Below are 25,997 nucleotides of genomic sequence, written 5' to 3'. Positions count from 1 at the left end.
AAAGATTACTGAATTAGTCGCCACTGGCGAGCATCAATAAATTGCGACAAATGCCCCACATTTGTTGTAGCAATTACCACATCATTGCCTTCACTTGCCTCCAATATTGCTTGAGCAGCCAAAATCACATCCCCGTCAAGTGCATTAGGTTCGGCTGTTGGTCTTCCTCTCCTTCTCGAATCAGCCCACAACTGAGCGGCTAAAAGCATTACCTCTGTAGTCAAAGGACGGTATGTAAGGACTTTCTTGAATAGGTCAAGTTTTCTGATACCTCTCTCTTTTCCCGCTCGAATCAATTCTCGCCGCACCTCATAGTCAGCAATTTCAGGCAGGAGTACCATTTCGCCATTTTTTAGTAAGGAGTCTAGCCAAAGTTGGCATTCCAAATAAGGAGGTTTGGCTTGAGGGTTTGTTACCATCCCTAATGGGCCAGAATCCAAAATAATTATTCTGCTCATTGAAACAAGGGTCGATTAGACATCCGATCTTCATTGATGACTTGTTCTAGATATTCCGCAGTTTCTTTTTGCTCTTCTTCATCATCATCTTCTCGCCACGATCGCAATAATTCAATTGCACCTTGATTTCTTTGTATCCGTTCCTCCAGCGACAGTTTAGTAATGTCTATTTTCTCAGGTGGGGGAACCTCCTCGGATAAGACTGGCTTTACTGTCACCGTTTCCATAAATAAGCGCATCATCTGAAGTAAATTAGGCCAATATTCTCTGGGAGTTTGCTGAATTAAGCGGAGAAATTCTGCGATGGGCTGGCTTAAGGGGCGATCGCTTTCTTTGTCTTCAACTATAGGAGTTTCGGGCGCAGATTTTACTGTCTCTTGGCTTTCGCTGCTTAAAACTTGTTCTGACATAATTACTTTTTTCCTTTCTCTCATTTACTCATATTATAAACAAAGGGCGGGCGATCGCCCGCCACACTTTTTACTTGCTCAACACACCATCGGGAATTCCCAAAATATCCTCAATGCGAGGCATATCTTCCAAAGCAATCACTCGCCCTTCATCCTCAAAACCAGCAATTTGATCGAAATTCAAATACCGATACAAATCGCCAGCAAAAGGATCGATTCTCTTCGACACAATGTCATTGTATTCTTGGACTGTAGGAATGCGACCTAACAGCGAACAAACAGCAGCCAATTCCGCTGAACCCAGATAAACTTGTGCATCTTTGCCCATGCGGTTGTTAAAGTTACGAGTAGAAGTTGAAAACACCGTTGTCGCATCTTTAACCCGCGCTTGATTGCCCATACAAAGACTGCAACCGGGCATTTCTGTACGCGCTCCAGCGGCTCCAAAAATGCTGTAATAACCTTCTTCTTTGAGTTGTTGTTCGTCCATGCGAGTTGGGGGACAAATCCACAGGCGAGTTTTCACTTCCCCTGCACCTTCCAACACCTTCGCTGTGGCGCGGTAGTGACCGATATTTGTCATGCAGGAACCGACAAAAACTTCGTCAACGCGATCGCCCGCAACCTCACTCAACAACTTAACATTATCCGGGTCATTGGGAGCAGCCACAATGGGTTCTGTAATCTCGTTGAGATCGATTTCGATGATTTCAACGTACTCCGCATCAGCATCCGCCTCCAGCAACACCGGATTAGCCAGCCATTCCTCCATCTTCGCCACCCGGCGCATCATCGTCCGCGCATCTTGATAGCCCCGCGCCACCATGTTTTTCAGCAGCGCGACATTGGAGCGAATGTACTCGGAAACAGTCTCCACACTCAATTTAATCGTACATCCAGCGCAAGAACGCTCTGCCGACGCATCGGTCAATTCAAAAGCCTGCTCAACCTTCAAATCGGGCAAACCTTCAATCTCCATAATCCGTCCAGAAAAGATGTTTTTCTTGTTCTGTTTCGCGACGGTTAGCAAACCTTTTTGAATTGCTACATAGGGAATTGCATTCACAACATCCCGCAGCGTTACTCCGGGCTGCAATTCGCCTTTAAAGCGCACTAATACCGATTCCGGCATATCCAAAGGCATGACGCCCAAGGCCGCAGCAAATGCCACCAATCCCGAACCCGCAGGAAAGGAAATTCCCAAAGGAAAACGAGTGTGAGAATCGCCGCCTGTTCCCACTGTATCCGGCAATAACATTCGGTTCAGCCAGGAGTGAATAATGCCGTCTCCGGGACGCAAAGCTATGCCGGCGCGCTGTGACATGAAATCGGGCAATTCGTGGTGAGTTTTGACATCAACTGGTTTCGGATAAGCGGCGGTGTGGCAGAAACTTTGAATTACCAAATCGGCGCTAAATCCCAAACAAGCAAGTTCTTTCAATTCGTCCCGAGTCATCGGCCCGGTGGTATCTTGCGAGCCGACTGTTGTCATGACTGGTTCGCAAGATGTACCGGGACGAACGCCGGACAAACCGCAAGCTTTGCCTACCATTTTTTGTGCTAAAGTGAAGCCTTTGCCGGTATCGGCGGGAATAGTCGGGCGGGTGAAAATAGTGCTCGGTTCTAGCCCTAAAGCTGCGCGGGTTTTGTCGGTTAAAGTGCGTCCAATTAATAGCGGAATTCTGCCGCCGGCGCGAACTTCGTCTAGAATTGTGTCGGGTTTGAGGGTGAAGGTGGAGATGATTTCTCCGGCTTCGTTGGTAATTTCGCCTTTGTAGGGATGGATGGTAATTACCATTCCTGTTTCCATTTTGGAGACATCGCATTCGATCGGCAAAGCGCCGGAATCTTCAGCGGTATTGAAGAAAATCGGGGCGATCGCACTTCCTAAAATATAACCGCCACTGCGCTTGTTCGGCACAAACGGAATATCATTGCCAATGTGCCACAGCACGGAATTAATCGCCGATTTCCGCGACGAACCGGTACCGACAACATCACCGACGTAGGCGACGGGATGGCCTTTTTGCTTCAATTCTGCAATGGTTTGCAAAGCCCCAGGCATCTTACTTTCCAGCATCGCCAAAGCGTGCAGCGGAATGTCCGGCCGCGTGGTAGCGTGCGGTGCGGGCGACAAGTCGTCGGTATTGGTTTCTCCGGGAACTTTGAAGACAGTAACGGTAATCGCTTCTGGCAACACAGGACGACCCGTAAACCATTCCGCATCGGCCCAAGAATCTACTACCTGTTTGGCATAGGGATTGGTATCAGACAACGCTAGAACGTCGTGGAAAGCGTCGAATACTAACAGGGTTTTGCTCAGTGCCCGGGCGGCGGTGGCGGGAATGGCGATTTCGGCAGTAGGATTGAGTAAATCGATTAGAGATTGGACGTTGTACCCTCCCATCATTGTCCCCAGCAGGTAAACTGCCCATTTCGGGGTAATTAGGGGAGTGTGGATTTCGCCTTTGGCAACACCGGTTAAAAAACCTGCTTTGACGTAGGCTGCGCTGTCTACGCCTGGGGGAACGCGATCGCGCAATAATTCTACTAAGGTTTCCTCTTCTCCCGGTGGCGGATTTTTCAGCAGTTCGCAAAGTTCAGACGTTTGCTGAGCATCTAATGGCAGCGGTGGAATTCCCAAGGCCGCTCTTTCAGCAGCCTTTTGGCGGTAAGACTCAAGCATTTGTCCTCTCTCCTCGGATAGCGTTCGGTAATTGTTTGCAGATTAGTTTACCTTTCAGATTAGGGGCTTGCGCCGACATCTGGCACAGTAAGCCGCTCTAATCAAAACTTAACGCAACTTAAGAAACAGTAGATTTCCATACCAAAGACAGATGTGCTCAGACATCCAGGCCTGTCAAGCTCCAGCCTCGCAGTTTAGGGTCGCTCTGTGGCATTCTTCTAGTTAAGATTGATCTTGTGCAGGGATTTAAGTGTCGATCGTCCTCTGCATCTGCAATCGCCAGCGATCACCGACCAATTCATACTTCTCCGCTGCGGAGTTACAGGAGTCCGATTCTGTGCAAAATAGATTATCGCAATGGATCAATCACAAATTTGACAATTTTATCCCCCAAGACTGTCATGGCTGTGGCTTCAAGACAGGAATGCAGGAAGCGCTGCAACAAACTAAAGAAATATTTCTGACGATCGCCGACGCGATGCCGGTGCCACTTGTTATCAGCAGTTTGGCTGATGGCACAATTCTTTATTATAACGATTTATGCGGTATTGCCTTCGGACTGACAGCATCCGAGTCCCTCGAACGCCAAAAAGCCGAAACACTCTACAGCGATCCTGCAGAGCGCCAGGAATTGCTCGACATACTCGCTGTTGAAGGACACGTCCGCGAAGCCGAAGTCCGCCTCAAAACAACTGACGGCACGCTGTTTTGGGCAACTGTATCAATGCGGTATCTAACATTGCACTCGGAAAAAGTTGTTCTGTCGGTGTTCTGCGACATTACCGAGCGCAAGAGAGTCGCAGCGCTAGAGCAGGAATTGCTCGGGTCAATCCACTTGCGGGCCCGTCAGCAAGCAGCCGTCGCTTACTTGGGGCATGAGGCGATCTCTGAAACAGATTTGTCGGCACTGATGGACAAAGCAGCAGTTTTAATTGCCCAAACCTTGGATGCCGATTTTTGTCAGTTGTTGGAACTGTTGCCATCAGGTCATGCTTTGGAGTTGCGAGCGGGTGTCGGCTGGGGGCCTGGCCTGGTAGGTAGCGCCACTGTCACCGCTTCGGCCCGCTCTCAAGCAGGTTATACATTGTTAGTTAACGAACCGGTGATCGTCAAAGATTTGCGGGTGGAAACGCGGTTTAGCGAGTTGCCGCTGCTGCACAACCACCTCGCCGTCAGCGGTGTCACCGTCATCATTCCTGGCAATAAGGAACAGGGGAAAAGGAAGTGGGGACTAGCAGAATCAACGAACACTTCTCAATCTCCTGTCTGGGGGGTTTTGGGGGTTCACACCAAGGGCGAGCGAGTTTTTAACCAAGATGACGTTTATTTTATGGAGGCGATCGCCAACCTGTTAGCTGCGGCGATCGAGCGGATCGGAGCTTCGGAACGCTTGCAAATGATGGAAAGGGCGATCGAAAGCAGCAGCAACGGCATTGTAATTACCGATGCCACGCTTGCCGACAATCCGATTATTTATGTCAATCCCAGTTTTGAGCGGATAACGGGTTACAGAAGAGATGAATTAATGGGTAAAAATTGCCGATTTTTACAGGGCCGCGGCACGAACTCTGCCAGTGTAAAAAAGCTGCGAACTGCTATTGAAGAAGGTCGAGAAGCTCAAGTTATATTGCGAAATTTTCGGAAAGATCGCTCTCCTTTTTGGAACGAACTTTCTATTGCTCCTGTTTACAACTCGCGCCGACACTTAACTCACTTTATTGGGGTTCAAACCGACATTACCGACCGCCAGCGAGCGGAAGAAGAATTATTTTTAAAGTCTCAAGCTTTAGCAAATTTTAGTGCCAATCTCAAACACCTGCACCGGATTACAACTTATCACTATCAAAATTTTGAAGAACTGGTTGACGATTATCTAAAAGCTGGCTGTTTAATTTTTGGACTTTCTATTGGTCTCATTGCTCAAGTTGAGGAGGAATGTCTGGTTATTCGCTCCGTGAGAACAGATGTAGAAAATTTTACACGAGGATTAGAATTAAATCTTAGCGATACTTACTGCGGCTCAGTGATTAAATCAAAGAAAACAATCGCTTGTTCTCACATAGGAGGAACCTTAGATATGTGCGAACATCCAGCCTATAAAAAATGGTCAATAAAATCTTACATTGGAACACCGATATTTATTGACAATAAAATATACGGCACCTTGAGTTTTTCTGCTCCCGAGGAAAGGAAAAAAGAATTTGAATCTCAGGCCATAGAAATAATAGAATTGATGGCTCAAAGCATAGGTAGATTTCTCGCAGATCACCAAAGGGAAGTAGAACGCCAGCAAGCCGAACAAGAGCGCTCAGAGTTGATAGTATCTCTTCAAGAAAGTGAAGAACGCTACCGCCGTTTGGTAGAACTGTCTCCCGAAGCGATCGCCGTTCACAGTCAAGGGAAAATCGCATATATCAATGCTGCTGGTGCTAAACTTCTGGGCGCTAGCTCTCCGGCAGAGATAATCGGCTTTCCTGTCTTGAATTTTGTGCATCAAAACTATGTGGAAATAGCCAAAGAGCGAATCCGGCAAGTAGAGGAAGAAAATATGCCGCTCGAGCTTGCCGAACAAAAACTGATGCGGCTCGACGGACAAATAATAGACGTTGAAGTGGCCGGCATCCCCGCTACTTATCAAGGCTCGCTCGCCGCCCAGATTATTATCAGAGATGTCACCGAGCGCAAGCGAGTAGAACGGGAACTGCTGCACGGCGCTTTTCACGACGCGCTGACGGGTTTGCCCAACCGGGTTTTGTTCATCGACAGGCTAGGACAAGCTATCCGCCGCTCAAAACAGTCCCCTAATTATAAATTTGGTTTACTTTTCCTAGATTTAGACCGCTTCAAAGTAGTTAATGATTCTTTAGGACACGTTCTAGGAGACAAACTGCTAGTCGCCCTCGCGCACCGGCTGCTAAGCTGCGTGCGGGCTTCTGATACCGTGGCCAGGCTGGGGGGAGACGAATTCACCATCCTGCTAGACCACATTCAGAGCCTTAGCGACGCCACCCTAGCAGCTAACAAGATACAAAAAGAACTGACGAAGCCGTTTCATATCGAAGGGCACGAAGTATTTACTACCGCTAGCATTGGCATTGTGTTCAGTCGAGGCGAAGTCGCAGCAGCCGACAGCCGTCAATCGAATCTGTACACTCACCCGGAAGAATTCCTACGCGATGCTGACATTGCTATGTACCGCGCTAAAGCTTTGGGCAAGGCCCGCCACGAGGTGTTTAATTTGGCAATGCACGACCAAACTATGTCGCTGTTGCAGTTAGAAACTGACCTGCGGTTGGCTATTTGTGGCAAGGAGGAATTAGGGAAGAGCAAAGATGAAGGTTCGCACTTTATGGTGCACTATCAACCGATTGTTTCGATCGCCAGCGGTGCGATCGAGGGTTTTGAGGCTTTGGTGCGCTGGCAGCACCCGGTTCGGGGTCTAGTGCCGCCGTCTACTTTTATTCCTGTAGCTGAAGAAACAGGTTTGATCGTGCCTCTGGGAGCCTGGGTGCTGCGGCAAGCTTGCCGGCAATTGCGCTTTTGGCAAGAACTGTTAACGGATGTTAAAGGAAGTTCGGCAAGGAGCAGTGTAGGGAGTTTAACTGATATCAGGAAGCAGGAAGCAGGAAGTTCGGCAAGGAGCAGTGTAGGGAGTTTAACTGATATCAGGAAACAGGAAGGAGAAACAAGTAAGAAGGAGGAAGGCAGAGACTTTTTAACTGACTCTAATTCCAAATTTTCGATGACAAATTACAAATTACAAATTACGGAGGGTTCGTTACCAATTCCCAAGTTCCAATTACCAATTATTGCTCCTTCCGAATTAACAATGAGCGTCAATCTTTCAGCAAAACAGCTCGGTCAACAGAATTTGATCGAACAGATAGATGAAATTTTGGCAGAAACTGGCTGCGAGCCGAGTTGTTTAAAGTTGGAGATTACTGAAAGCGCGATCGTGGAAAATGTGAAGAAAGCCAATATTGTGCTAGCCCAATTAAAAGGTAGAAATATTCGGTTGTCGATCGACGATTTCGGTACTGGCTATTCGTCTTTGAGTTACTTGCACCGCTTTCCGCTCGATACGCTGAAGATCGATCGATCTTTTGTGAGCCGCTTGGGGGCTGTCGAAAACGGTGACGGCGGGGGTCAGCCTTTGCAGATTGTGCGGGCGATCGTAACTTTGGCTCACAATTTGGGATTGAATGCGATCGCCGAAGGTGTTGAGACCGCCGAACAGTTAGCACAGCTTCGAGAACTCGGCTGCGAATTAGCTCAGGGATATTGGTTTTCTAAACCTTTAGACAGTTTGGCGATCACTGAAATTCTGATAAATCTCGGTAATCTCAAGTCCGGTGAAATACCAGCAATCCCGTCCCGCTTGGCCCAGGGGGATGCGAGCTAGGGGGATGCGAGCTTTCCCAATTACCAATTACCAATTACCAATTAGCTTTGATTAGTCATTACCCATTAGCTTTGAGCGGAATCTCGATCGCAAATTCTGCACCATGTCCCGGCGAAGAAGTGCATTTGAGCGAGCCGTTGTGTCTGTCTGTAACAATTTGATAACTAATTGACAAGCCCATCCCAGTGCCTTTTCCCACAGGTTTAGTGGTAAAAAATGGGTCAAAAAGTCGATTGCAGACAGTCTCTGTCATTCCCGGGCCGTTGTCAGCAATCCGAACCAGCACCCGATCGGGTTTTGGCATTTCAGTGCAGATACGAATCAGGCTGGGATTTTTCCGCATTTGGTCGGCAGAAAGTCGCGCGTCTCTCTCTTCCAAAGCATCTAAAGCATTGCTCAAGATATTCATAAATACTTGATTTAGCTGTCCGGCATAACATTCTACTAACGGCAATTTGCCGTATTCTTTAATCACCTCAATTTCTGGATGATTGTGTTTGGCTTTGAGCCGGTGCTGCAAAATCATGAGAGTGCTATCTATGCCGTCGTGGATGTTGACTGCTTTCATTTCCGCTTCATCCATGCGGGAGAACGTGCGCAGAGAAGCAACGATTTGCTGAATTCGGTCTGCACCGACTTTCATCGAGGAAAGCAGTTTCGGCAAGTCATCCATCAGAAATTCGAGTTCAATAGCTTCTACTTCCTCTACAATTTCCGGGACAGGATCGGGATAGTAGTTTTGGTAAAGTTCGATCAGGTGCAGCAAGTCTTGAGCATAGTCGTTGGCGTGGCTGAGATTGCCGTAAATAAAGTTAACTGGATTGTTAATTTCGTGGGCGACTCCTGCCACGAGTTGACCGAGAGATGACATTTTTTCGTTTTGAATTAACTGCGATTGAGCGCTGGTTAATTGCTGCAAGGTTTGCTCTAATTCGCGAGCTTTATTGCGAGTTTGGGCGTATAGATCGGCTTGGTTGAGGGCGATCGCCAATTGAACTGTAATCGCTTGCAACAATTCTACTTCGCTGTCGCTCCAAGGCCGCACAGAACTGCAAGAGCAACAGCTAACTGCACTCATTACCCCGGAAAGTGCCTGCATGGGGATGATTAATACAGATTGGTAGCCGAACGATCGAATGGTTTGTTTCCAAAGAGGGTCTGCTACTGTTTCGACATCATCGACCCGCAGCATTTCCATCTGCAAGATTTCTTCTCCAAGAGAACCGAAGTCGGAAGCTCGATAGCGACCTGTTAAATCCGGAAGTTCGGGGAGGCGAGATTCTTTGATTGTCTCCCAGTAAGGTGCGTCTCCGTCGCAGCGATACCAGCTAAAGCTGCAACGATCGATCTGCAAGAAAGCGCGAATTTGCTCAACTGCGACTGTAACGATGCTGTCGAAGTCGAGGGAATTGCGGATTTGAGCGGTGAGAATATTGAGCAATTTTTCTCGATCTGCCTGCTGTCTGAGTCGGGCTTCCGATCGCCTCAAGGCAATTTCTGCTAGCTTGCGATCGGTAATATCTTCGGTGACAGCTAATAGATATTGCGGTTTGCCATCAGCATCGAGTATTGCTATTTTCTTGGTGTGAAATATTCGGGATTCTCCTTGGCCCGTTTCAATCTCTTCTTCGGCGATGTCTACAATTTGCCCGCTGTTGAGCACTTCTCGGTCTTTGGCGGTAAAAAAATCAGCTTGTTCTTTTGGGAAACAGTCGTAATCATTTTTGCCGATAACTTCTGCTGCACTGAAACCGAGTAACTCTTCGGCTGCCGGGTTCCACAGTACAAACCGCAGTTCTTGGGCATCCTTGGCAAGCACTCCTACGGGTATGGTTTTGAGCACTGATTCCATAAACTGTTGAGCCTGTTGCAGTTCTGCTTCTGCCTGTTTGCGATCGCTAATATCTCGGACGTTGGCAATGACGCTGAGATTGCCGTTGAGATGAATTCTGGACAGGGCAACTTCTGCATCAAAAGTTGAACCGTCGTTGGGACGCCTCGCTTTCCATTCCACGCGACCTGTTTCGCCGGCTAATACTTTTTCCCAAAGTTCTTCCAGGTTTTGAATGGGATTATCGCAGCTTGAATAGTCGTTTTTAATTGATAATTTTGTTGCTTGTTCGGGGCTGACTCCGTACATTTCTAACATTCGATTATTGACATCGAGAATGTTGCCTTCTAAATCGTGAATGAAGATAGCATCGTAGACATTGTTAAATATGGTTCGCAGGTTTTGTTCGGAAACTTGTAGCGCTGCTTCGGCTTCTTTTCGATCGCCGATTTCTCGTTCTAACTGGGCGACTGCTTGGGACAGTTCGGCTGTGCGATGGCTCACTCTGTCTTCTAACTCGGCTTTTGCTTGCCGCAGGGCTGCTTCGGCGACTTTGCGATCGGTAATGTCGAGCGCCGTGCCGAACAATTTTAGCACTTTGCCACTAGCATCGGTTTCAGCGCGACCCAAAGCGTTGAGATGCCGCAGCGTGCCGTCGGGACGGCAAAGGCGGAGGTCAAAATCAAAGGGGATGCCCGTTTCGAGTCCTCGCTGCACTTGAGTCCGCCACAATTCCAAATCTTCGGGATGGATCAGAGCGACCTGTTCGGCTAGGTTGGGGGCAAAGGTGGCCGGTTCGAGTCCGAAGATGCGGAAGAGTTCCTCTGACCAAGTGACGGTTCCCATTGTTGCGTCGACTTCCCAATTACCGACGTGGGCGAGTCTCTGGGCTTCTTGTAGCTGCCGCTGGCTGTTGCGGATGGCTGTTTCGGCAACTTTGCGATCGGTGATGTCGAGCAAAACGCCGCAAAATACTATTTCGCCGTTCTCGCTGCGGGTGGGCATTGAATCACCCTGCCACCAGCGAATCTCGCCGTCGGGCTTGACTAAGCGCCCTTCGTAGTGCCAGACGGAAAGGTTTTCTATAACTTGATTCACCGAAGCGATGTAGCCTTCCAAGTCTTCGGGGTGGACGCGGGAAATGAATGTATTCATGTCTCGCATCATTTCTGCTGCTGTGACGCCGCTGATATTGAAGATGCGATCGCTCATGTAGTCAATGCGCCAAACTCCGTCACGGTTGCAAAACTGGAACAAAGCTCCCGGCATGGTGGCTGCGATCGTCCGAAACTTGGTTTCGCTGACACTGAGTGCGGCAAAAGTCTCTCGCAGTTCGGCCGTGCGTGCTTCTACTCTGCGCTCTAGTTCTGCGTTGGCGTGTTCCAATGACGCTTCTGCGCGCTTGCGATCGGTAATGTCGGTAGCAGTGCCTGTGGTGCCGAGAGCGTTTCCTGTTTCGTCGAAGAGCGCGATGGCATTGAACATCAGGTGTTTGAGGCTCCCGTCTTTGGCGATTTGAGTGCTCTCGTGCTGGATAACCGATCCTCCGGTAAGGAGGCGGGCGAAAACTTTTAAATCTTTTTGCAGTTGTTCTGCTGTCACAAAGTCAGAGAACGGCCGACCGATCATTTCTTCTGGTTCGTAACCGTAGATATACTTAACTGCTGGGTTGACGAAGGTGTAGCGTCCTGAAGCATCGACGGACCAAATCATGTCTTGGGAGGTTTCTACCAGGCGGCGGTATTTGGTTTCGCTGGCTTTGAGGGCTTCTTCTGCTTGTTTGCGTTCCGTCATGTCGCGGGAGACGCCGACAGTCATGACGATTCGATCGTCTTGGCTGCGGATCGGTGTTTTGACTGTGCTCAACAGCCGCACTTCTCCGTCGTACCGCGTCGCCGGTTCTTCGGAAATTTGCAGAGCCTGTCCGGTTTCAAATACGAAGGTGTCATCTTTGATGTACTCGATAGTATGGTCGGGATTGCTCAAAGGTGCGTCTACGATTCCTTGAAGTTCCTCTTGAGTCATCCCGTAATAATCGCGAAATGCTTTATTAGCCCAGACGATTTTTGATTGACGGTCTTTGACTAATACCATATCGGCGATCGAATCGAGAATTTGGTGATATTTTTTCTCGCTGTCGCGGAGTTTCTGCTGCACGGCTTGGATTTCTGCTAATTGCCTCTGGGTTTGCAAGTGCAGTTCGGCTTGGTAGATCGCAACTGCTAAATGGTCGCCTACTTGTCTGGCAAATTCGATTTCGTCTTCTTGCCAATTGCGGGGACGGCCGCACTGGTGAATGCACAGCAATCCCCACAAATGTTGCCCTTGCAGTAGGGGTACAACTAAGTTTGCTCGGATTTGAAATCGCTTGAGGATTTTGAGGTGGCACGGGTTCAACCGGGTTTTGTAGATGTCGCTGACAGCTTGAACGTATCCTTTGGCATAGTTTGCTGCAAATTGTTGGCCGAAGCAGTAGTCGCGAACTCTGATTCCCAAAGATGGGGTGTATAGGGGAAGTACCTCTTCGGAGACTACTTCGCCCTCGTTCCAGTCGGATTCGGGAAGAAAGCGGTAGATGGCGACTCGATCGGCATTTAGCAGTTGCCGGACTTCGGTGGCTGTGATTTTAAAGATTGTTTCTAAGTCTAGGGATTCGCGAATTTTGCCAATAACTCCCATCAGCGCTTGCAGCTTTTTGAACCAGGTTTGAGATTGCGTTTGTCTTTCTAGGTGAGCTAGTTTCTCGCGCAGGTTGGTTACTTCTTGATACAGGTATTTATGAAACATAATGCTCTTTCTTTCGTGATTTTGCGGTTTGGTATCGAGGTTGACGGCATCTCAATCGCGATCGACAAGTTGAGCCTGGTAAATCAAAAGGGCAAAGGACAAATTCTCCTCCTTCTGCTAGCACTTAGCAGCTACTCAAGCTGCATTTCCGTATTTTTTCTAGATTGGGAGGTCTATCGAGCCTGTTAACTTCCGTATATTTACTGAAAAAATTGGCGTAATTTGCTATTTCATAAATTGTCAATAATTGAGAATTATTTTAACAAAACTTACACATAAACTGGGTTTCTTAACGTAATTAAGTCAGGGAAGCTCTGAAAGTGGAAACCAGAAACCGCGTTTCATGACGCGATGGCAGGAGCATTCTGACTAATTTTGACATTTTTTTCGATCGCCTTTGGTTGTAACGAGCACCTTTTTATTATTACTCCAAACTCTATCGAAGGTTTCCTTGGTTTTGCGCTTGAATATCCTGTTGCAATCCCCTCTATTATTTTTTTTTTAAAGAGAGGCGCTCGCCTTTTCTATAGTTGTTGCTAATTCTCGATTTCTCTGTCCTAATTTCCTTTTAATACACACTTTCGGGCAATCCGATTTTTGAGATATTTTTGGTTGCATTTTATTTTTTTATGCGGTCGATTTGATTGTTCAAACTTATTAAAATCCACTGAAGAAGAGGTGAGTTTTAGGTTAAAAAGTTGAGGTAGTTGCAGGCTAGGGTTAAATTAGCTCAACTCAAGGGCGATTCCCTACCCTTTGGGCACGCAGGCGCGTTCGGGATAGCCTCGCTTCACGAACACTTTTTGCCCGATTTTTACATTTTTTGAGAAGTGTAGAAATTTTTAGATAATACCAAGGTTTACGGTATCACATTTTTGATTAAAGTCAAGGTATTTCAAGCTTGAAAAATAGAAATGGCGATCGCGATGATTAAAGTTTGGGAAAAATAACGATCGATTCCGTATCAACTCGCCTTTTGCTTTCTACCTTTAAAGTGCCACCGTGCTTTCCGGCAATAATATGGCGAGTCAGAGACAATTCCAAACCGATTGCTTCTGCAGTCGGTTTAGTAGTAAAGAAAGCAGAGAAGATTTTTGATTGAATTTATAGAGAAATTATGATGCCGTTTTCACGGAGACCAAGTTCAAATGCTTTTGCCAAGTTTTGCATTTTTACCGACTTTTTGAGAGGGAAATTTTCTGTTGACAGCTCGGTTCCTTCCTGCCCAGTTTTAGGCTTTTGAAATACACCATAACCAGCCTTATTGATGATATTTGTCAAAGCGCGATTGAGTTCCGATCGGGGTACTTTCGAGAGAGCGACCGCACTGTCATACTCAGTATAAATTATTATAGTGAAGCGGCGAGCGATCGGCTGCTGCGATGGCGAACTGCTACAAGCTTAAGAAGCACTTTTCAGTATCGCCCTGGCTTCCTCAATATTTTGGGCAACCAATTTGCCCGATTCGATAAAGGCTGCTCTTTCGGTATCGCTGAGTTCGAGTTCCACTACCTGTTCGACTCCCTGATATCCCAAGCGGCAGGGAAGTCCCAAAAATATATCTTGCACGCCGTATTCGCCGTGCAAATAAACTGAGCAAGGCAAGAGTCGCGACTGATTGAGTAAAATTGATTCTACCATCAAGCACGCAGAAGATGCCGGTGCAAAATAAGCGCTACCAGTCTTCATCAATCCGACAATTTCTGCGCCGCCGTGGCGAGTCCGCTGTACGAGTCGATCGATCGTCCCAGCATCCATAAGTTGACCGATGGGAATACCGTTGACAGTGGAATAGCGGGGCAAAGGAACCATCAAATCGCTGTGAGAACCGATGACTGTTGCATTGACTTCAGCAATTGAAACGCCCAATTCCATTGCAATAAAAGTTTGAAAGCGGGCGGAGTCTACAATTCCCCCCATACCCATGACTCGGTGTTTTGGCAAACCCGCAGCTTCCCACGCTAAATAAGTCATGATATCTAGGGGATTTGTGACTGCGATTAAGATTGCTTCTGGAGAATGCTCGATCGCCTGTTTTGAGGCTTCGGTGACAATTCGAGCATTGATTTTAATTAAATCTTCCCGATTGATACCGGGTTGGCGCGGCACTCCGGCGGCAATTACTATGATATTTGAGTTGGCCGTATCTGTATAATCATTTGTACCGACAATTTGGCGATCGTGGCGTTCCACTCCCCTTGCTTCCATCAAATCCAAAGCAACGCCCTGCGGCCAACCCTCCACAATATCTAGCAATACTACATCTGCCAGATTTTTCTCGGCAATTCGCTGGGCTAAGGTGCTGCCAACTTTGCCGGCACCAATAATTGAGACGCGGGTTGATGGAGAATTCATTGGATTTTAGATTTTAGATTTTAGATTTTAGATTTTAGATTTTAGATTTTAGCAATCAGCTTAATTGGGGGAAGGTGCGCGGTGCGCACCCTACACGACATTAAGAGCAGTGATGTTTAGTTTTGGTGAGTTACTTAAAATCTTCGAGTTGGTCTACCCGCAGCCAAATATTGGGGGTGGGTACTTTGCCAAATTTGACGAAGGCGTAGTCACCGCGAACATCCATCACTTCGCCCTTTGTTTCAAATATATAGGAGGAAAAGCGCTGGTCGCTGGCTTTGGCTTCTAAACTGTTTTCCAATTTTTCGCGTACAGCGCGAACTATACTGCCTTTCTTGATTGCCATAACTTGCTTTGTTTAGTTTAAAAAACTATACAAATTTTAATCTAGATTTGCCTGGAAAGGACTTCTTCTTTCTTCTCGCATCTTGCAGCATTCTTAAGAACAGGCCCGACTGCCTGTTCCACAATAGTTAAAGGTTCTTGTGGGCTGTCCCGCCCGCCGCTGAAAGCCTTATTGACAATGGTGCAAGATATCAGTTCTCTCTCGTTGCTTCTTGCTTCTTCATTCTGCTTATTGCTGACACGCGCGGCAAAAATGAGTCGATCGCCCTGCTAATTTTATACGTTCGATGGTTGCGGAGCAAGTGCGGCAGGGTTGACCGGCGCGATTGTACACCCAAGCAACGCCGCCGTAGTTGCCGTTGACACCTTGGACGTTGAGAAAATTGCTAAAAGTGGTGCCGCCGGATGCGATCGCCTTCTGTAAAACTTGAATAATAGCTGTATGGATGCGCCCAATTTGCGCTGCCGTCAAATCCGCACAGAGAGTTGTCGGCAGGACTCCCGACAAAAACAAAGTTTCGTCTGCGTAGATATTGCCCAAACCCGCTACCAGTGACTGGTCTAGCAAAGCTGTTTTAATAGGTCGCGCCCGCCGGTGGAGCTTGCGGGCCAAATATTCTGTTGTAAACTCGTCTGAAAACGGTTCCGGCCCTAAAAGTTTCAGACCGGTGACAGTGCTGGAAACCTCGGTTGCTGCCGGCACGTACCACATTTGACCGAAGGTGCGCTGGTCTACAAATCGCAGTTCTTGGTTTCCTTCAAAGAACAACCGCACTCGCGCGTGTTTTTGCAGGGGTTCGGATCTGTTCACCCACAGCAGTTGTCCCGTCATCCGCAGGTGAACGCCTAACCAGCCGGCTTTTGAAGGCAGGAGGGAGGAAGAAGGAAGAGGGAAGAAGGAAGAAGGAAGAGTGGAAGAACTTGGAGTTCGATCCCTAAATTCTCCCTCTTTCCCTTTCTCCCTTCCTCCTTCTGGGAATTGAGATAGTTCTGCCAGGAGGTATTTGCCGCGTCTGTACCAGCGTTCGATCGACTTTCCTTTGAGTTTTGTCAAAAAATCGGTCGCAGAGATTGAGCGGGCGATTGAGCTGTTTAACAACACGTCCCCGCCCAACATTTCTCGATCGAGGGTTGCTTGATTCAAACCCCGGCAAATAGTTTCAACTTCTGGCAGTTCTGGCACAATTAGCGCTGTTCTGTTCCTTGATTGGGCGAACCTTCGACGCTGCCGGGAACTTCCGCCCCTGGTTTGCTGTCCGTCGCAGTTTTCGGCTGCTGGGGGGCTCCTCCGCTGCCAGTTTTCCGGGTTTTTTCCTCGATCGTGGTTTGCTTGCCGCCTGGAGCTGCGGTTGATTTTGCTTTCGCTTTGGGGGCGGATACTTCCACTAATTCGCTTTGGGCGAAGTTGTTGGTGTTGACGCCGGCATAATTTACTTTGTCAAAGCGAACGATAACTGGGTATTTAATGCCGCTTTGGTCTACCGTAGCAACGGTGCCCACTTCTTGATACCAGTAAGATTCTTTGCGGAGAATCCGGACTGTAGAACCGCGTTGAACCATGAGCTTTGTTTCCTTTGCGATGAATAAACGGATAAAGCCATTTTTTTTACTCTAGTCGATCGCGCGGCGCATTTAAAGTCTGCAAGGGAATTTTTGCCTCATGCGCCGTTTTTTGGTCGGATTTTTGTAAAGAAAAGTAAATACTTTGGTAAAGCGATCTTTCCTGACCAAAATTAAATAAACTCACATTATCCATCAAACAAAAGCAGTTCTATCGGATCTATAAAAAACTTTACAAATAGGATAGCGAGCCGAAGCACGATGTGCATTAAATAAGATAGTCCTGGACGCAAAAACCCGGTCTCTGCACGTAATTTGGTCATATAGGCTCGAAGGTGACAACGAGAAACCGGGTTTTTTGGTCGAGTGGGTTCAAGACTTTAGGATTGACGCACATAGTGCCAATCCCCCCGCGTGAAGCGTAGCTATCCCGCTATTGGAATCGCCCCGAACAAGAGCGTTTTGTAGGGGGAATCCCCCCGCGTGAAGCGTAGTTATTGCGCTCTTAGAATCGCCCCTCCCGGGCGCGAAGGTGGCGTCATTCGTCATTGAGTCAAGCTTCCACTATCTAGTCTGGCAATGTTTGAAGCCTCCATCTAATATCAGTTTCAAAAAAGAATGCAACTCTAGACCTGTGATTCAAGCCCTTATACAGTCAGTCAGTCTCAATCTCAAATCTCAAATCTCAAGTCTAAAATGGTATTAGTCACTCATCTCTAAATCTTTCATTTTCACCAGCTTGTCACCTAGGATAGTTTCTCACAAATCATTTAGGATTGCTATATTATGGTTGGGATCGCTGGTCGAGAATTGCATTTTTTTTAATTGGTATTTTTTTAATTAAAAACCCGGTTTCTTCAAGAAACCGGGTTTTTAATCCACAGTATTTATCTGGGTGTCTGTCAGATTAATGACTCAAAGCGAATTCAGGCAATTTCGGCTCAGATGAACCATCGGGCACCACCTTAACCTGACCGTTTTCATCCACATCAACGATCGCGCTTTGGCCTTCCGTCAGCTTCCCAGAAAGCATTTCCTCAGCCAGTACATCTTCCAACAACCGCATGATTGCACGCCGCAAAGGTCGAGCACCGTAGCTGGGATTGTAGCCTTCTTTAACTAACAGTTCCTTGAACCGTTCCGTCACCGACAAAGTAATACCCTGTTCCGTTAAGCGACTGAAAACTTCCCGCAACATGATGTCGCCAATCTGCATGACTTCTTCCTTATTCAACTGGCGGAAGACAATAATGTCATCCAAGCGGTTTAGAAATTCGGGACGGAAAAACTGTTTCAGTTCCTCGTTGACCAAATTGCGAACGCGGTTGTACTTAACGTCTGCAAAGTTTTCATTAAACTCGAAACCCAAACCGCCGCCGCCTTTTTCAATCACTCGCGAACCGATGTTTGAGGTCATAATCAGCAGTGTATTCTTAAAGTCAACTGTCCGACCTTTAGCATCAGTCAAGCGACCGTCTTCCAAGATTTGCAGCATCATGTTGAAGACATCCGGGTGAGCTTTTTCGATTTCATCGAACAGCACGATGGTATAAGGACGGCGGCGGACTGCTTCTGTTAGTTGGCCGCCTTCATCGTAGCCGACGTAACCCGGAGGCGAACCGATGAGTTTGGAAACCGTGTGGCGTTCCATGAATTCGGACATATCTAACCGAATCATGGCTTCTTCGGAACCGAAGAAATAAGTTGCCAGGGCTTTTGTAAGTTCCGTTTTGCCGACGCCTGTGGGGCCGGAAAAGATGAAACTGGCGATCGGGCGATTCGGATTTTTCAAGCCTACCCGCGCGCGGCGGATGGCCCGAGAAACTGCGCTGACAGCTTCTTCTTGACCGATCAAGCGCTGGTGCAGCGTGTCTTCCATGTGCAGCAGCAATTCCGATTCGGATTCTGTCAGCTTGCTGACCGGTACTCCCGTCCAATTAGCCACGATGTGGGCGATGTCTTCTTCGGTGACGATGGGAGAGGTTTTGAGCTGGCTTTTGTTGATCGTAGCTTCGGCGATTTCGGCTTCAATTTCTAATTCGCGATCGCGCAATTTTCCAGCTTTGTCGAAGTCTTGCTCGCGCACTGCTGCATCTTTTTCTTTTGTTACTGCAGGCAGTTGCTTTTTGAGTTCTTTAACTTCGGGCGGGGTTTGTGAATTCATCACGCGGACGCGGGAACCTGCTTCGTCAATTAAGTCGATCGCCTTGTCTGGCAAAAACCGATCGTTAATGTACCTGTCTGACAGTGTGGCCGCTGCTTCTAAAGCTGCGTCGGAAATTGTCAGTCTGTGATGCTGTTCGTAAGCCGATCGCAACCCGTACAATATTTCGATGGTTTCAGCCACGCTCGGTTCCCCGATTTTTATCGGTTGGAAGCGGCGTTCTAACGCAGCGTCGCGCTCGATGTGCTTGCGGTATTCGTCTAAGGTAGTTGCGCCGACACACTGCAATTCGCCTCTGGCAAGGGCTGGTTTGAGCATATTGGAGGCGTCCATGCTGCCTTGAATCGCCCCTGCACCGACTAAGGTGTGAATTTCATCAATTACCAGAATGATGTTGCCGGCAGCGCGAATTTCCGCCATGATTTTCGTGAGCCGTTCCTCAAATTCGCCTCGGAATTTTGTACCAGCAATCAGCGAACCCATATCGAGGCTGATTACTTGTTTGTCTTCTAAAATTTCCGGGACGTTTCTGTTAACAATTCGCTGGGCGAGGCCTTCGGCGAGGGCTGTTTTGCCTACTCCCGGTTCCCCTACCAACACAGGATTGTTCTTCGTGCGGCGGCCGAGCACTTGGATCACGCGCTCTATTTCATTTTCGCGGCCCACTACGGGGTCAAGTTTGCCTGCTGCGGCTAACTTGGTCAGGTTGGTACCGAATTCTTCTAAAGTCGGGATTTTGCGATCGCCGCTATCACCCCTGCCTCCGGGTACCGCCGCGACTTCTCCCACGGCACGAATTACCTGCGTGCGGACTCTCTGGCGATCGATCCCCAAGTTTTGCAGCACCTTCGCCGCCACCCCTTCATCGTCCTGAATCAGCCCCAGCAGGATGTGCTCGGTGCCGATGTAATTGTGGCCTAACTGCCGCGCTTCGTTCAGCGCCGTCTCAAAAATGCGCTTGACGCGGGGCGTAAAAGGAATTTCCGGCGGGAGGAACCCGGAACCTCTACCGATGATATTTTCGATTTCATTGCGTGCCTCTTTCAAGTTGAGGCCCATATCCAGTAATACTTTTGCAGCGATGCCAGTGCCTTCGCCGACGAGTCCCAGGAGGATTTGCTCGGTGCCTACAAAATTGTGGCCGAGACGGCGCGCTTCCTCTTGGGCTAGCATGATTGCTTTAATGGCTTGTTCTGTAAAGCGTTCAAACATATTTTTTCTATCCTACTGTCTTGGCGAGGGCTGTATCGCTGCTGGTGAGGAGCGATTTGGAACACTACACAAATTATAGATGTAAATTTTTGTGTATTTCCTTCAATCTAATGTATCGCTGCTGAGGATGGGCCGACAGTGAGGAGAGCCGAATAGTACGGGTGTGGTTGCCGTCCGCCACCAGCGAATATTAATTGAGAATATATAGTAGCAAAATGGCTTTATTCCATAGATACTATAATCTTTATATATAAATATATTTTTGTACCAGTAAATAAATCCTGATTTTTTTTACCTAAGTACACCATTTAACTAAGCTAAGCATATAACGGTTGCGCTGTCAAGACTTTTGACGATTGACGGTGGTCGTGCCGCCAGCCAAAAGTCAACAGCCAACAGCGACTCGAATCAGATATTTTTTTAATTCAGAGGAGAACTCGATGCAATTTCTCTCGCAATACCAAATCCACTCCACTCTCCACCAAGGTATCGAAACGATTGTTTATCGAGGAAAAATCCCCACCCATCACGAGACAACCGTACTCAAAATCCTGAAAGCTGAATATCCCACCCTCGATGCAATTACCCGGCTCAAGCACGAGTATCGCATTCGCCAACATTTAGACCATCCGGGCCTAGTTAAAGTAATTAGCCTAGAAACCTTTGACAACCGTCTCGGCTTGCTTTTGGAAGACTTTGATGGCGAATCTATCGATCGCCTGATGTCCAGACAAAAGCTCGAAGTCATCACCTGTTTGAGGTTTGGCATCCAACTCATAAAAACCTTAGAATATCTGCACCTTCAAAAAATTATTCATAAAGATATTAAGCCTAGCAATATCATCATCAACAGCCACACAGGAATTATTAAACTGACCGATTTCGGGATTGCTTCTCGATTGTCCAAAGAAAATCCGCAAATTAATAATAACTCGATAGTAGGCACTTTTGCTTATATGTCTCCCGAACAAACCGGGAGAATGAACCGCACCCTCGACTACCGCACCGACTTTTATTCTCTCGGAATTACCCTGTATGAAATGCTGACAGGTCAATTGCCATTTTTGAGTAACGACCCCTTAGAAATAGTTTACAGTCACATAGCCTCTCAAGCAATTGTACCCCATCAAATTAATTCAGATATTCCACCAGCTATATCACAAATTGTGATGAAATTGATGGCAAAGAATGCCGAACAGAGATATCAAAGCGCAGGCGGATTGTTGGCAGATTTAGAAAATTGTTTAAATCAGTTAGAAACTACAGGCAAGATAGTCGATTTTACGCCTGGAAACTTAGATATATTGAGTCAGTTTTTGATTCCTCAAAAATTGTACGGTCGGGAAACACAAGTCAGCGAACTATTAGCAGCCTTTGAACGTGTAGCTAATCCCTGCGAGGAAATTTCTTCCCCTTCCCAAATTGAACTGATCCTAGTTTCTGGTTATGCAGGTATAGGCAAATCGGCAGTAGTCAACGAAATTAAAAAACCTATCACCAGACAGCGGGGCTATTTTATTTCAGGTAAATTTGACCAATTCAAGCGGAATATACCTTACGCATCTTTAATTCAAGCTTTTCAATCTTTGATCCAGCAGTTACTTGCGGAAAATAACAAAAAATTACAAGATTGGCAAGATAAACTTTTAGTCGCACTAGGCGATGCCGGACAAGTAATTATTGACGTGATTCCCGAACTAGAATTGGTAATTGGCAAACAGCCTGCCGTTGCGGAACTTGCCCCAACAGAAGCACAAAACCGCTTTAACAGGCTATTCAAAGAATTTATCCACGTATTCGCGCAAAAAGAGCATCCATTAGTCATATTTCTCGATGACTTGCAGTGGTCAGATTCAGCGACGTTGCAATTAATGGAATTGCTGGCAACTGACCAAGACAGCAAATATTTACTATTAATAGGAGCCTATCGAGACCATGAAGTTAGATCTACACACCCTTTAATGCAGACAGTAGATTACCTTCAAGAAACGGGTATTATTATCAACAATTTAGTGCTGGAACCTCTTTCTTTAGCCCAGGTTACTGAGTTAATTTCGGAGACCTTGAATGACTCAGACAGAATTCAACCTTTAGCGGAGTTAATTTGGAATAAGACTGGTGGGAATCCTTTTTTCTTGACGCAATTGCTCAACACTCTTTATCAAGAAAAACTTTTGAGGTTTGACTTTTCCCGGCTGCTGTCTCCCGGAAGCAGAGGGGAGTGGCAGTGGAACATTGAGGAGATTCAGGCTATTGGCATCACAGATAAGAGTGTAGTTGAACTGGTAGCCAGTCGGATTCAACAATTGCCAGAGACTACACAACAAGTTTTGAAATTGGCGGCTTGTGTTGGAGACAAATTCACTTTAGATGTTCTCTCTACTGTCAACGCAAAATCTCCATCAGTCACGGCGACTGAACTCTGGGATGCTTTGCAAGCAGGGTTAATACTTCCCTTGAATGAGAGTTACCTCATTCCTTTATTTTTAGAGGGAGAAGGAGTAGCTAATTTAACTTTCGATTCTTCGCGAATCAGCTATAAATTTTTGCACGATCGCGTCCAGCAAGCTGCATATTCGCTGATTCCTGATGATGAAAAGCAAGCCACTCATCTTAGCATCGGTAAATTGCTACTTGAAAATACGCCACCCGATAAAGTAGAAGAGAGAATTTTTGATATTATCAACCAGTTGAATGTAGGAATGGATTGTCTGCTCCTGCAATCAGAAAAAGATGAATTAGCCGAATTAAATTTAATGGCTGGGCATAAGGCAAAAGCAGCTAATGCTTACGAACCCGCTGTTAAGTATTTGAATGTGGGAATTTCCTTATTAGCACCTGATAGCTGGGTTCGCAACTATCGCATGACGCTGCGGCTGTATGTAGAGACGCTGGAAGCGGAATATTTAAACACCAACTTCGAGCAAGCAGAAGTTTTGGCAGAAGTGGTTTTGCGATCGGCTAAAAACCAGCTTGACATAGTGAAAGTGTATCAGCTAAAAATCCTATCTTATCAGGCTCAAAGCCTGATGCTAAAAGCTGTTGAAACAGGTTTAGAAGTGCTGAAAATGCTGGGAGTAAACCTATTAGATAGCCCAACCATTGCAGTGCCAAAATTGCCGCGAATTGAGGAATTAGAAAACCTGCCAGTTATGACAGATCCTTATCAACTGGCAGCTATGGAAATCCTGACAGCCCTCTATCCTCCTGCTTATATTGCCAAACCAGAAATTGTGTCCTCCCTCGTCTTGACTATGGTCAATCTTTGTATTGAGCGCGGTCATTCAGCATTAGCTACTTTTCCCTATACTCTTTATGGAACGATGCTGTGCGGCATCGCAGGCGACATAGAAGCTGGCTACTACGCTGGATTAATTGCTTTAAAGCTGCTAGAACAATTTAATGCTAGCCAACAGAAAGCTAAGGTTTATGTAATGTTTAATGGTCATATAAGAATCTGGAAAGAGTCTACTAAGACTACACTTGCTTCATTTATAGAAGGAATGAATGTTGGTGTGGAAACGGGCGATTTAGAATGGGCGATATATAATTCTATGCACTATATTACCAATTTATTTTTGGTAGGAGAACCGCTAGAATATGTCAAAGAAAAACAAACCCTTTATATGGATTTTTTGCTAAAAAATAGACACGAATTTGCCATAGGTTATGCTAAAATTTGGCAAGCAATTGCTTTAAGCTTAAGAAGCCAAACAGCAGAGCAATTACGGTTAGTTAGTGGCAGGTTGGATGAACCTGCTGTGATGTCGCGTTGGCAGAAAGAAAATAATCGAATGTCGCTGTTTGCAGCTTATGCGGGTAAATTGATGCTGCTTTATTTATTGAAAGATTATGCTTCGGCTGTTGCCAGCGGTAAATTAGCGGCAGAATATGCAGATGGGGCGATCGGCTTAATCACTGTTGGGGTACACAATTTCTACTATTCGCTGGCTCTCCTCGCCCACTATCCTGACAGTGACAATCAAGAAGCATACCTAGCTATTGTTAACTCTAATCAACAAATTATGAAAAAGTGGGCCTACCATGCACCCATGAATTATCAGCATAAATACGAGTTAGTCGAAGCAGAAAAAGCGCGAGTTATCAGCGATCAACTTGCCGCAATGGATTATTATGACTTAGCTATTAAAGGAGCTGCAGCTAACGGTTACATCCACGAAGAAGCATTAGCTTCTGAATTAGCTGGAGAGTTTTATCAATCTTTGGATAAAGAGATAAGTGCTCGAGCTTATCTGACCAAAGCTTATTATGCTTACATTCGCTGGGGAGCTACAGCCAAAGTTAAAGACTTAGAATCCCGTTATCCTTATTTAGTCGATCGCCATCAAGACGCAATATATAAAAATGTTGTCACCACTACCAAAACTACTATTAATAATAATAGTTTTGTGCTGGATTTGTCAACAGTTGTCAAAGCATCACAAGCTGTTTCGAGCGAAATTATTCTCAGCCGCTTGCTAGAGAAACTCGTACAGCTTGTGAAGGAAAACGCAGGTGCTCGAAAAGTATTATTTCTTGCCAATACAGGTAATCAATTATTCATAGAAGCGGCGCTGACAGGTGACTTTAAGGATGTAACCGTGTTGCAATCTCTCCCGATTGCCGAATCCGATATGCTGCCAATTTCCTTAATTAAATATGTAGAAAGAACCAGAAAATACTTGGTTTTAGACGATGCTACCCGATCCGATCAATTTCAATTTGACCCGTATATTGCGACCAATCAACCCCTATCTATCCTGGTATTGCCAATTATTCATCAAGGCAACCTTACGGGTATTTTTTATTTAGAAAATAATTTAACCAAAGGTGCTTTTACTAGCGACAGGGTAGAAGTTTTGGGAATCCTGTCTGCACAGGCAGCTATTTCTCTAGAAAATGCCCGTTTTTATACTATTCTGGAAACGCGAGTAGCCCAAAGAACTGAGAAATTGCAAACTGCACTGGAAGAACTTCGCCGCACTCAATTGCAGCTAATTCAAAGTGAAAAAATGTCCAGTTTAGGGGAAGTGGTAGGGGGGATTGCTCACGAAATTAATAACCCGATTAACTTTATTTATGGAAACTTACATTACACCAATGAATACTCTAAAAATTTACTAGATTTACTACAATTATACCAAAATAATTACCCAAATCCCGTGCAAGAAATAATAAATAAAAGTGAACAAGTTGATTTATTTTTTTTGATGAATGATTTCACTAAAATGATTGATTCCATGAGAGTTGGTGCTGCGAGGGTTCGCGATATTGTGCTGTCGCTGCGAAACTTTGCTCGACTAGATGAATCAGATAAAAAATGGGTTAATCTCCACGAAGGTATCGACAGCACATTGATGATTTTGGCTCAAAAATTAAGCGATATTCAAGTGATCGAGGAGTACGGCAATTTGCCTTTAGTGAACTGCTATCCGGGAGAAATTAATCAGGTATTTATGAATTTACTTACCAATGCAATTGATGCTTTTTCTTGCGAAAGAGTGAGTGAAGCTGACTCGACAAAGACTCCAACAATTCAGATTTGCACGGAAGTCGCCGAAGGAAATCAAGTAGCGATTCGCATTGTTGATAATGGTGTGGGGATGAGTTCGGAGGTACTGGGTAAAATATTCGACCCGTTTTTTACTACTAAAGACGTAGGTAAGGGGACTGGTTTAGGATTGTCTATCAGTTATCAAATTGTGGTAGAACAGCATGGAGGAAAGCTAATTTGCAAGTCCGAACCCGGAGAGGGCAGCGAGTTTACTATACTGCTTCCGTATTGAT

The 25,997-nt window shown here is 46.3% G+C and carries 13 protein-coding genes; 3 read left to right on the top strand and 10 right to left on the bottom strand.

What is annotated here, in order from left to right:
* Positions 1–5: 5 nt before the first annotated feature.
* From QUB30_RS04025 to acnB, 3 genes are all read right to left on the bottom strand, one after another.
* Positions 6–419, bottom strand: a complete 414-nt coding sequence (locus tag QUB30_RS04025; RefSeq protein WP_333329408.1) for a nucleic acid-binding protein — start codon at positions 417–419, stop codon at positions 6–8.
* A 35-nt stretch (positions 420–454) separates the two neighbouring features.
* A complete protein-coding gene (locus QUB30_RS04020; protein ID WP_333329405.1) occupies positions 455–868 on the bottom strand; it encodes a hypothetical protein in 414 nt (137 codons plus the stop codon).
* A gap of 70 nt (positions 869–938) precedes the next feature.
* Positions 939–3,554, bottom strand: a complete 2,616-nt coding sequence (gene acnB / locus QUB30_RS04015) for a bifunctional aconitate hydratase 2/2-methylisocitrate dehydratase (protein ID WP_333329402.1) — start codon at positions 3,552–3,554, stop codon at positions 939–941.
* 424 nt (positions 3,555–3,978) lie between these two features.
* Between acnB and QUB30_RS04010 the strand changes: the two genes are divergently transcribed.
* Positions 3,979–7,956, top strand: coding sequence for an EAL domain-containing protein (locus QUB30_RS04010; RefSeq protein ID WP_333329593.1), 3,978 nt, complete (start codon positions 3,979–3,981; stop codon positions 7,954–7,956).
* A 58-nt stretch (positions 7,957–8,014) separates the two neighbouring features.
* Here QUB30_RS04010 and QUB30_RS04005 read toward each other — a convergent pair whose 3' ends face one another.
* A complete protein-coding gene (locus QUB30_RS04005; protein ID WP_333329399.1) occupies positions 8,015–12,574 on the bottom strand; it encodes a PAS domain S-box protein in 4,560 nt (1,519 codons plus the stop codon).
* Between QUB30_RS04005 and QUB30_RS04000 the strand changes: the two genes are divergently transcribed.
* A complete protein-coding gene (locus QUB30_RS04000) occupies positions 12,566–12,763 on the top strand; it encodes a hypothetical protein (RefSeq protein ID WP_333329395.1) in 198 nt (65 codons plus the stop codon). The genes QUB30_RS04005 and QUB30_RS04000 overlap by 9 nt on opposite strands.
* 915 nt (positions 12,764–13,678) lie before the next feature.
* Here QUB30_RS04000 and QUB30_RS03995 read toward each other — a convergent pair.
* From QUB30_RS03995 to QUB30_RS03970, 6 genes are all read right to left on the bottom strand, one after another.
* Positions 13,679–13,855 (bottom strand): hypothetical protein, encoded by a 177-nt coding sequence (locus tag QUB30_RS03995; RefSeq protein WP_333329392.1) that lies wholly within the window; start codon positions 13,853–13,855, stop codon positions 13,679–13,681.
* A gap of 120 nt (positions 13,856–13,975) precedes the next feature.
* Positions 13,976–14,929 (bottom strand): malate dehydrogenase, encoded by a 954-nt coding sequence (mdh, locus tag QUB30_RS03990; RefSeq protein ID WP_333329389.1) that lies wholly within the window; start codon positions 14,927–14,929, stop codon positions 13,976–13,978.
* A 130-nt stretch (positions 14,930–15,059) separates the two neighbouring features.
* Positions 15,060–15,275 carry an NAD(P)H-quinone oxidoreductase subunit O gene (locus QUB30_RS03985; RefSeq protein WP_015178120.1) on the bottom strand — a complete coding sequence of 72 codons (216 nt, stop codon included), beginning with the start codon at positions 15,273–15,275 and terminating at the stop codon, positions 15,060–15,062.
* Positions 15,276–15,503: 228 nt separating this feature from the next.
* Positions 15,504–16,457, bottom strand: a complete 954-nt coding sequence (locus QUB30_RS03980; protein ID WP_333329386.1) for a DNA-formamidopyrimidine glycosylase — start codon at positions 16,455–16,457, stop codon at positions 15,504–15,506.
* Between the two features lie 2 nt (positions 16,458–16,459).
* Positions 16,460–16,834 (bottom strand): photosystem I reaction center subunit IV, encoded by a 375-nt coding sequence (locus QUB30_RS03975; protein WP_333329383.1) that lies wholly within the window; start codon positions 16,832–16,834, stop codon positions 16,460–16,462.
* A gap of 907 nt (positions 16,835–17,741) precedes the next feature.
* Entirely contained in the window at positions 17,742–20,210 is a 2,469-nt protein-coding gene (locus tag QUB30_RS03970; protein WP_333329380.1) for an ATP-dependent Clp protease ATP-binding subunit, read from the bottom strand.
* Positions 20,211–20,650: 440 nt separating this feature from the next.
* Between QUB30_RS03970 and QUB30_RS03965 the strand changes: the two genes are divergently transcribed.
* Positions 20,651–25,996: an AAA family ATPase gene (locus tag QUB30_RS03965; protein WP_333329377.1), complete on the top strand. Its 5,346-nt coding sequence runs from the start codon at positions 20,651–20,653 to the stop codon at positions 25,994–25,996.
* The last annotated feature ends 1 nt before the right edge of the window (position 25,997 follow it).

Origin of the sequence: Microcoleus sp. BROC3 (assembly GCF_036702515.1) — a bacterium.
GTDB lineage: Bacteria > Cyanobacteriota > Cyanobacteriia > Cyanobacteriales > Microcoleaceae > Microcoleus.
Note: the sequence above shows the minus strand (reverse complement) of the source record. Positions and strands in the feature narration are given on the sequence as shown.

Bases quoted from the DNA above. Each gene is read 5' to 3' on its own strand.
- QUB30_RS04000 (WP_333329395.1), top strand. From the start codon at position 12,566: ATGAAACATAATGCTCTTTCTTTCGTGATTTTGCGGTTTGGTATCGAG.
- QUB30_RS03975 (WP_333329383.1), bottom strand. From the start codon at position 16,834: ATGGTTCAACGCGGTTCTACAGTCCGGATTCTCCGCAAAGAATCTTAC.
- mdh (WP_333329389.1), bottom strand. From the start codon at position 14,929: ATGAATTCTCCATCAACCCGCGTCTCAATTATTGGTGCCGGCAAAGTT.
- QUB30_RS03965 (WP_333329377.1), top strand. From the start codon at position 20,651: ATGCAATTTCTCTCGCAATACCAAATCCACTCCACTCTCCACCAAGGT.
- QUB30_RS04010 (WP_333329593.1), top strand. From the start codon at position 3,979: ATGCAGGAAGCGCTGCAACAAACTAAAGAAATATTTCTGACGATCGCC.
- QUB30_RS04020 (WP_333329405.1), bottom strand. From the start codon at position 868: ATGTCAGAACAAGTTTTAAGCAGCGAAAGCCAAGAGACAGTAAAATCT.
- acnB (WP_333329402.1), bottom strand. From the start codon at position 3,554: ATGCTTGAGTCTTACCGCCAAAAGGCTGCTGAAAGAGCGGCCTTGGGA.
- QUB30_RS03970 (WP_333329380.1), bottom strand. From the start codon at position 20,210: ATGTTTGAACGCTTTACAGAACAAGCCATTAAAGCAATCATGCTAGCC.
- QUB30_RS04005 (WP_333329399.1), bottom strand. From the start codon at position 12,574: ATGTTTCATAAATACCTGTATCAAGAAGTAACCAACCTGCGCGAGAAA.
- QUB30_RS04025 (WP_333329408.1), bottom strand. From the start codon at position 419: ATGGTAACAAACCCTCAAGCCAAACCTCCTTATTTGGAATGCCAACTT.
- QUB30_RS03985 (WP_015178120.1), bottom strand. From the start codon at position 15,275: ATGGCAATCAAGAAAGGCAGTATAGTTCGCGCTGTACGCGAAAAATTG.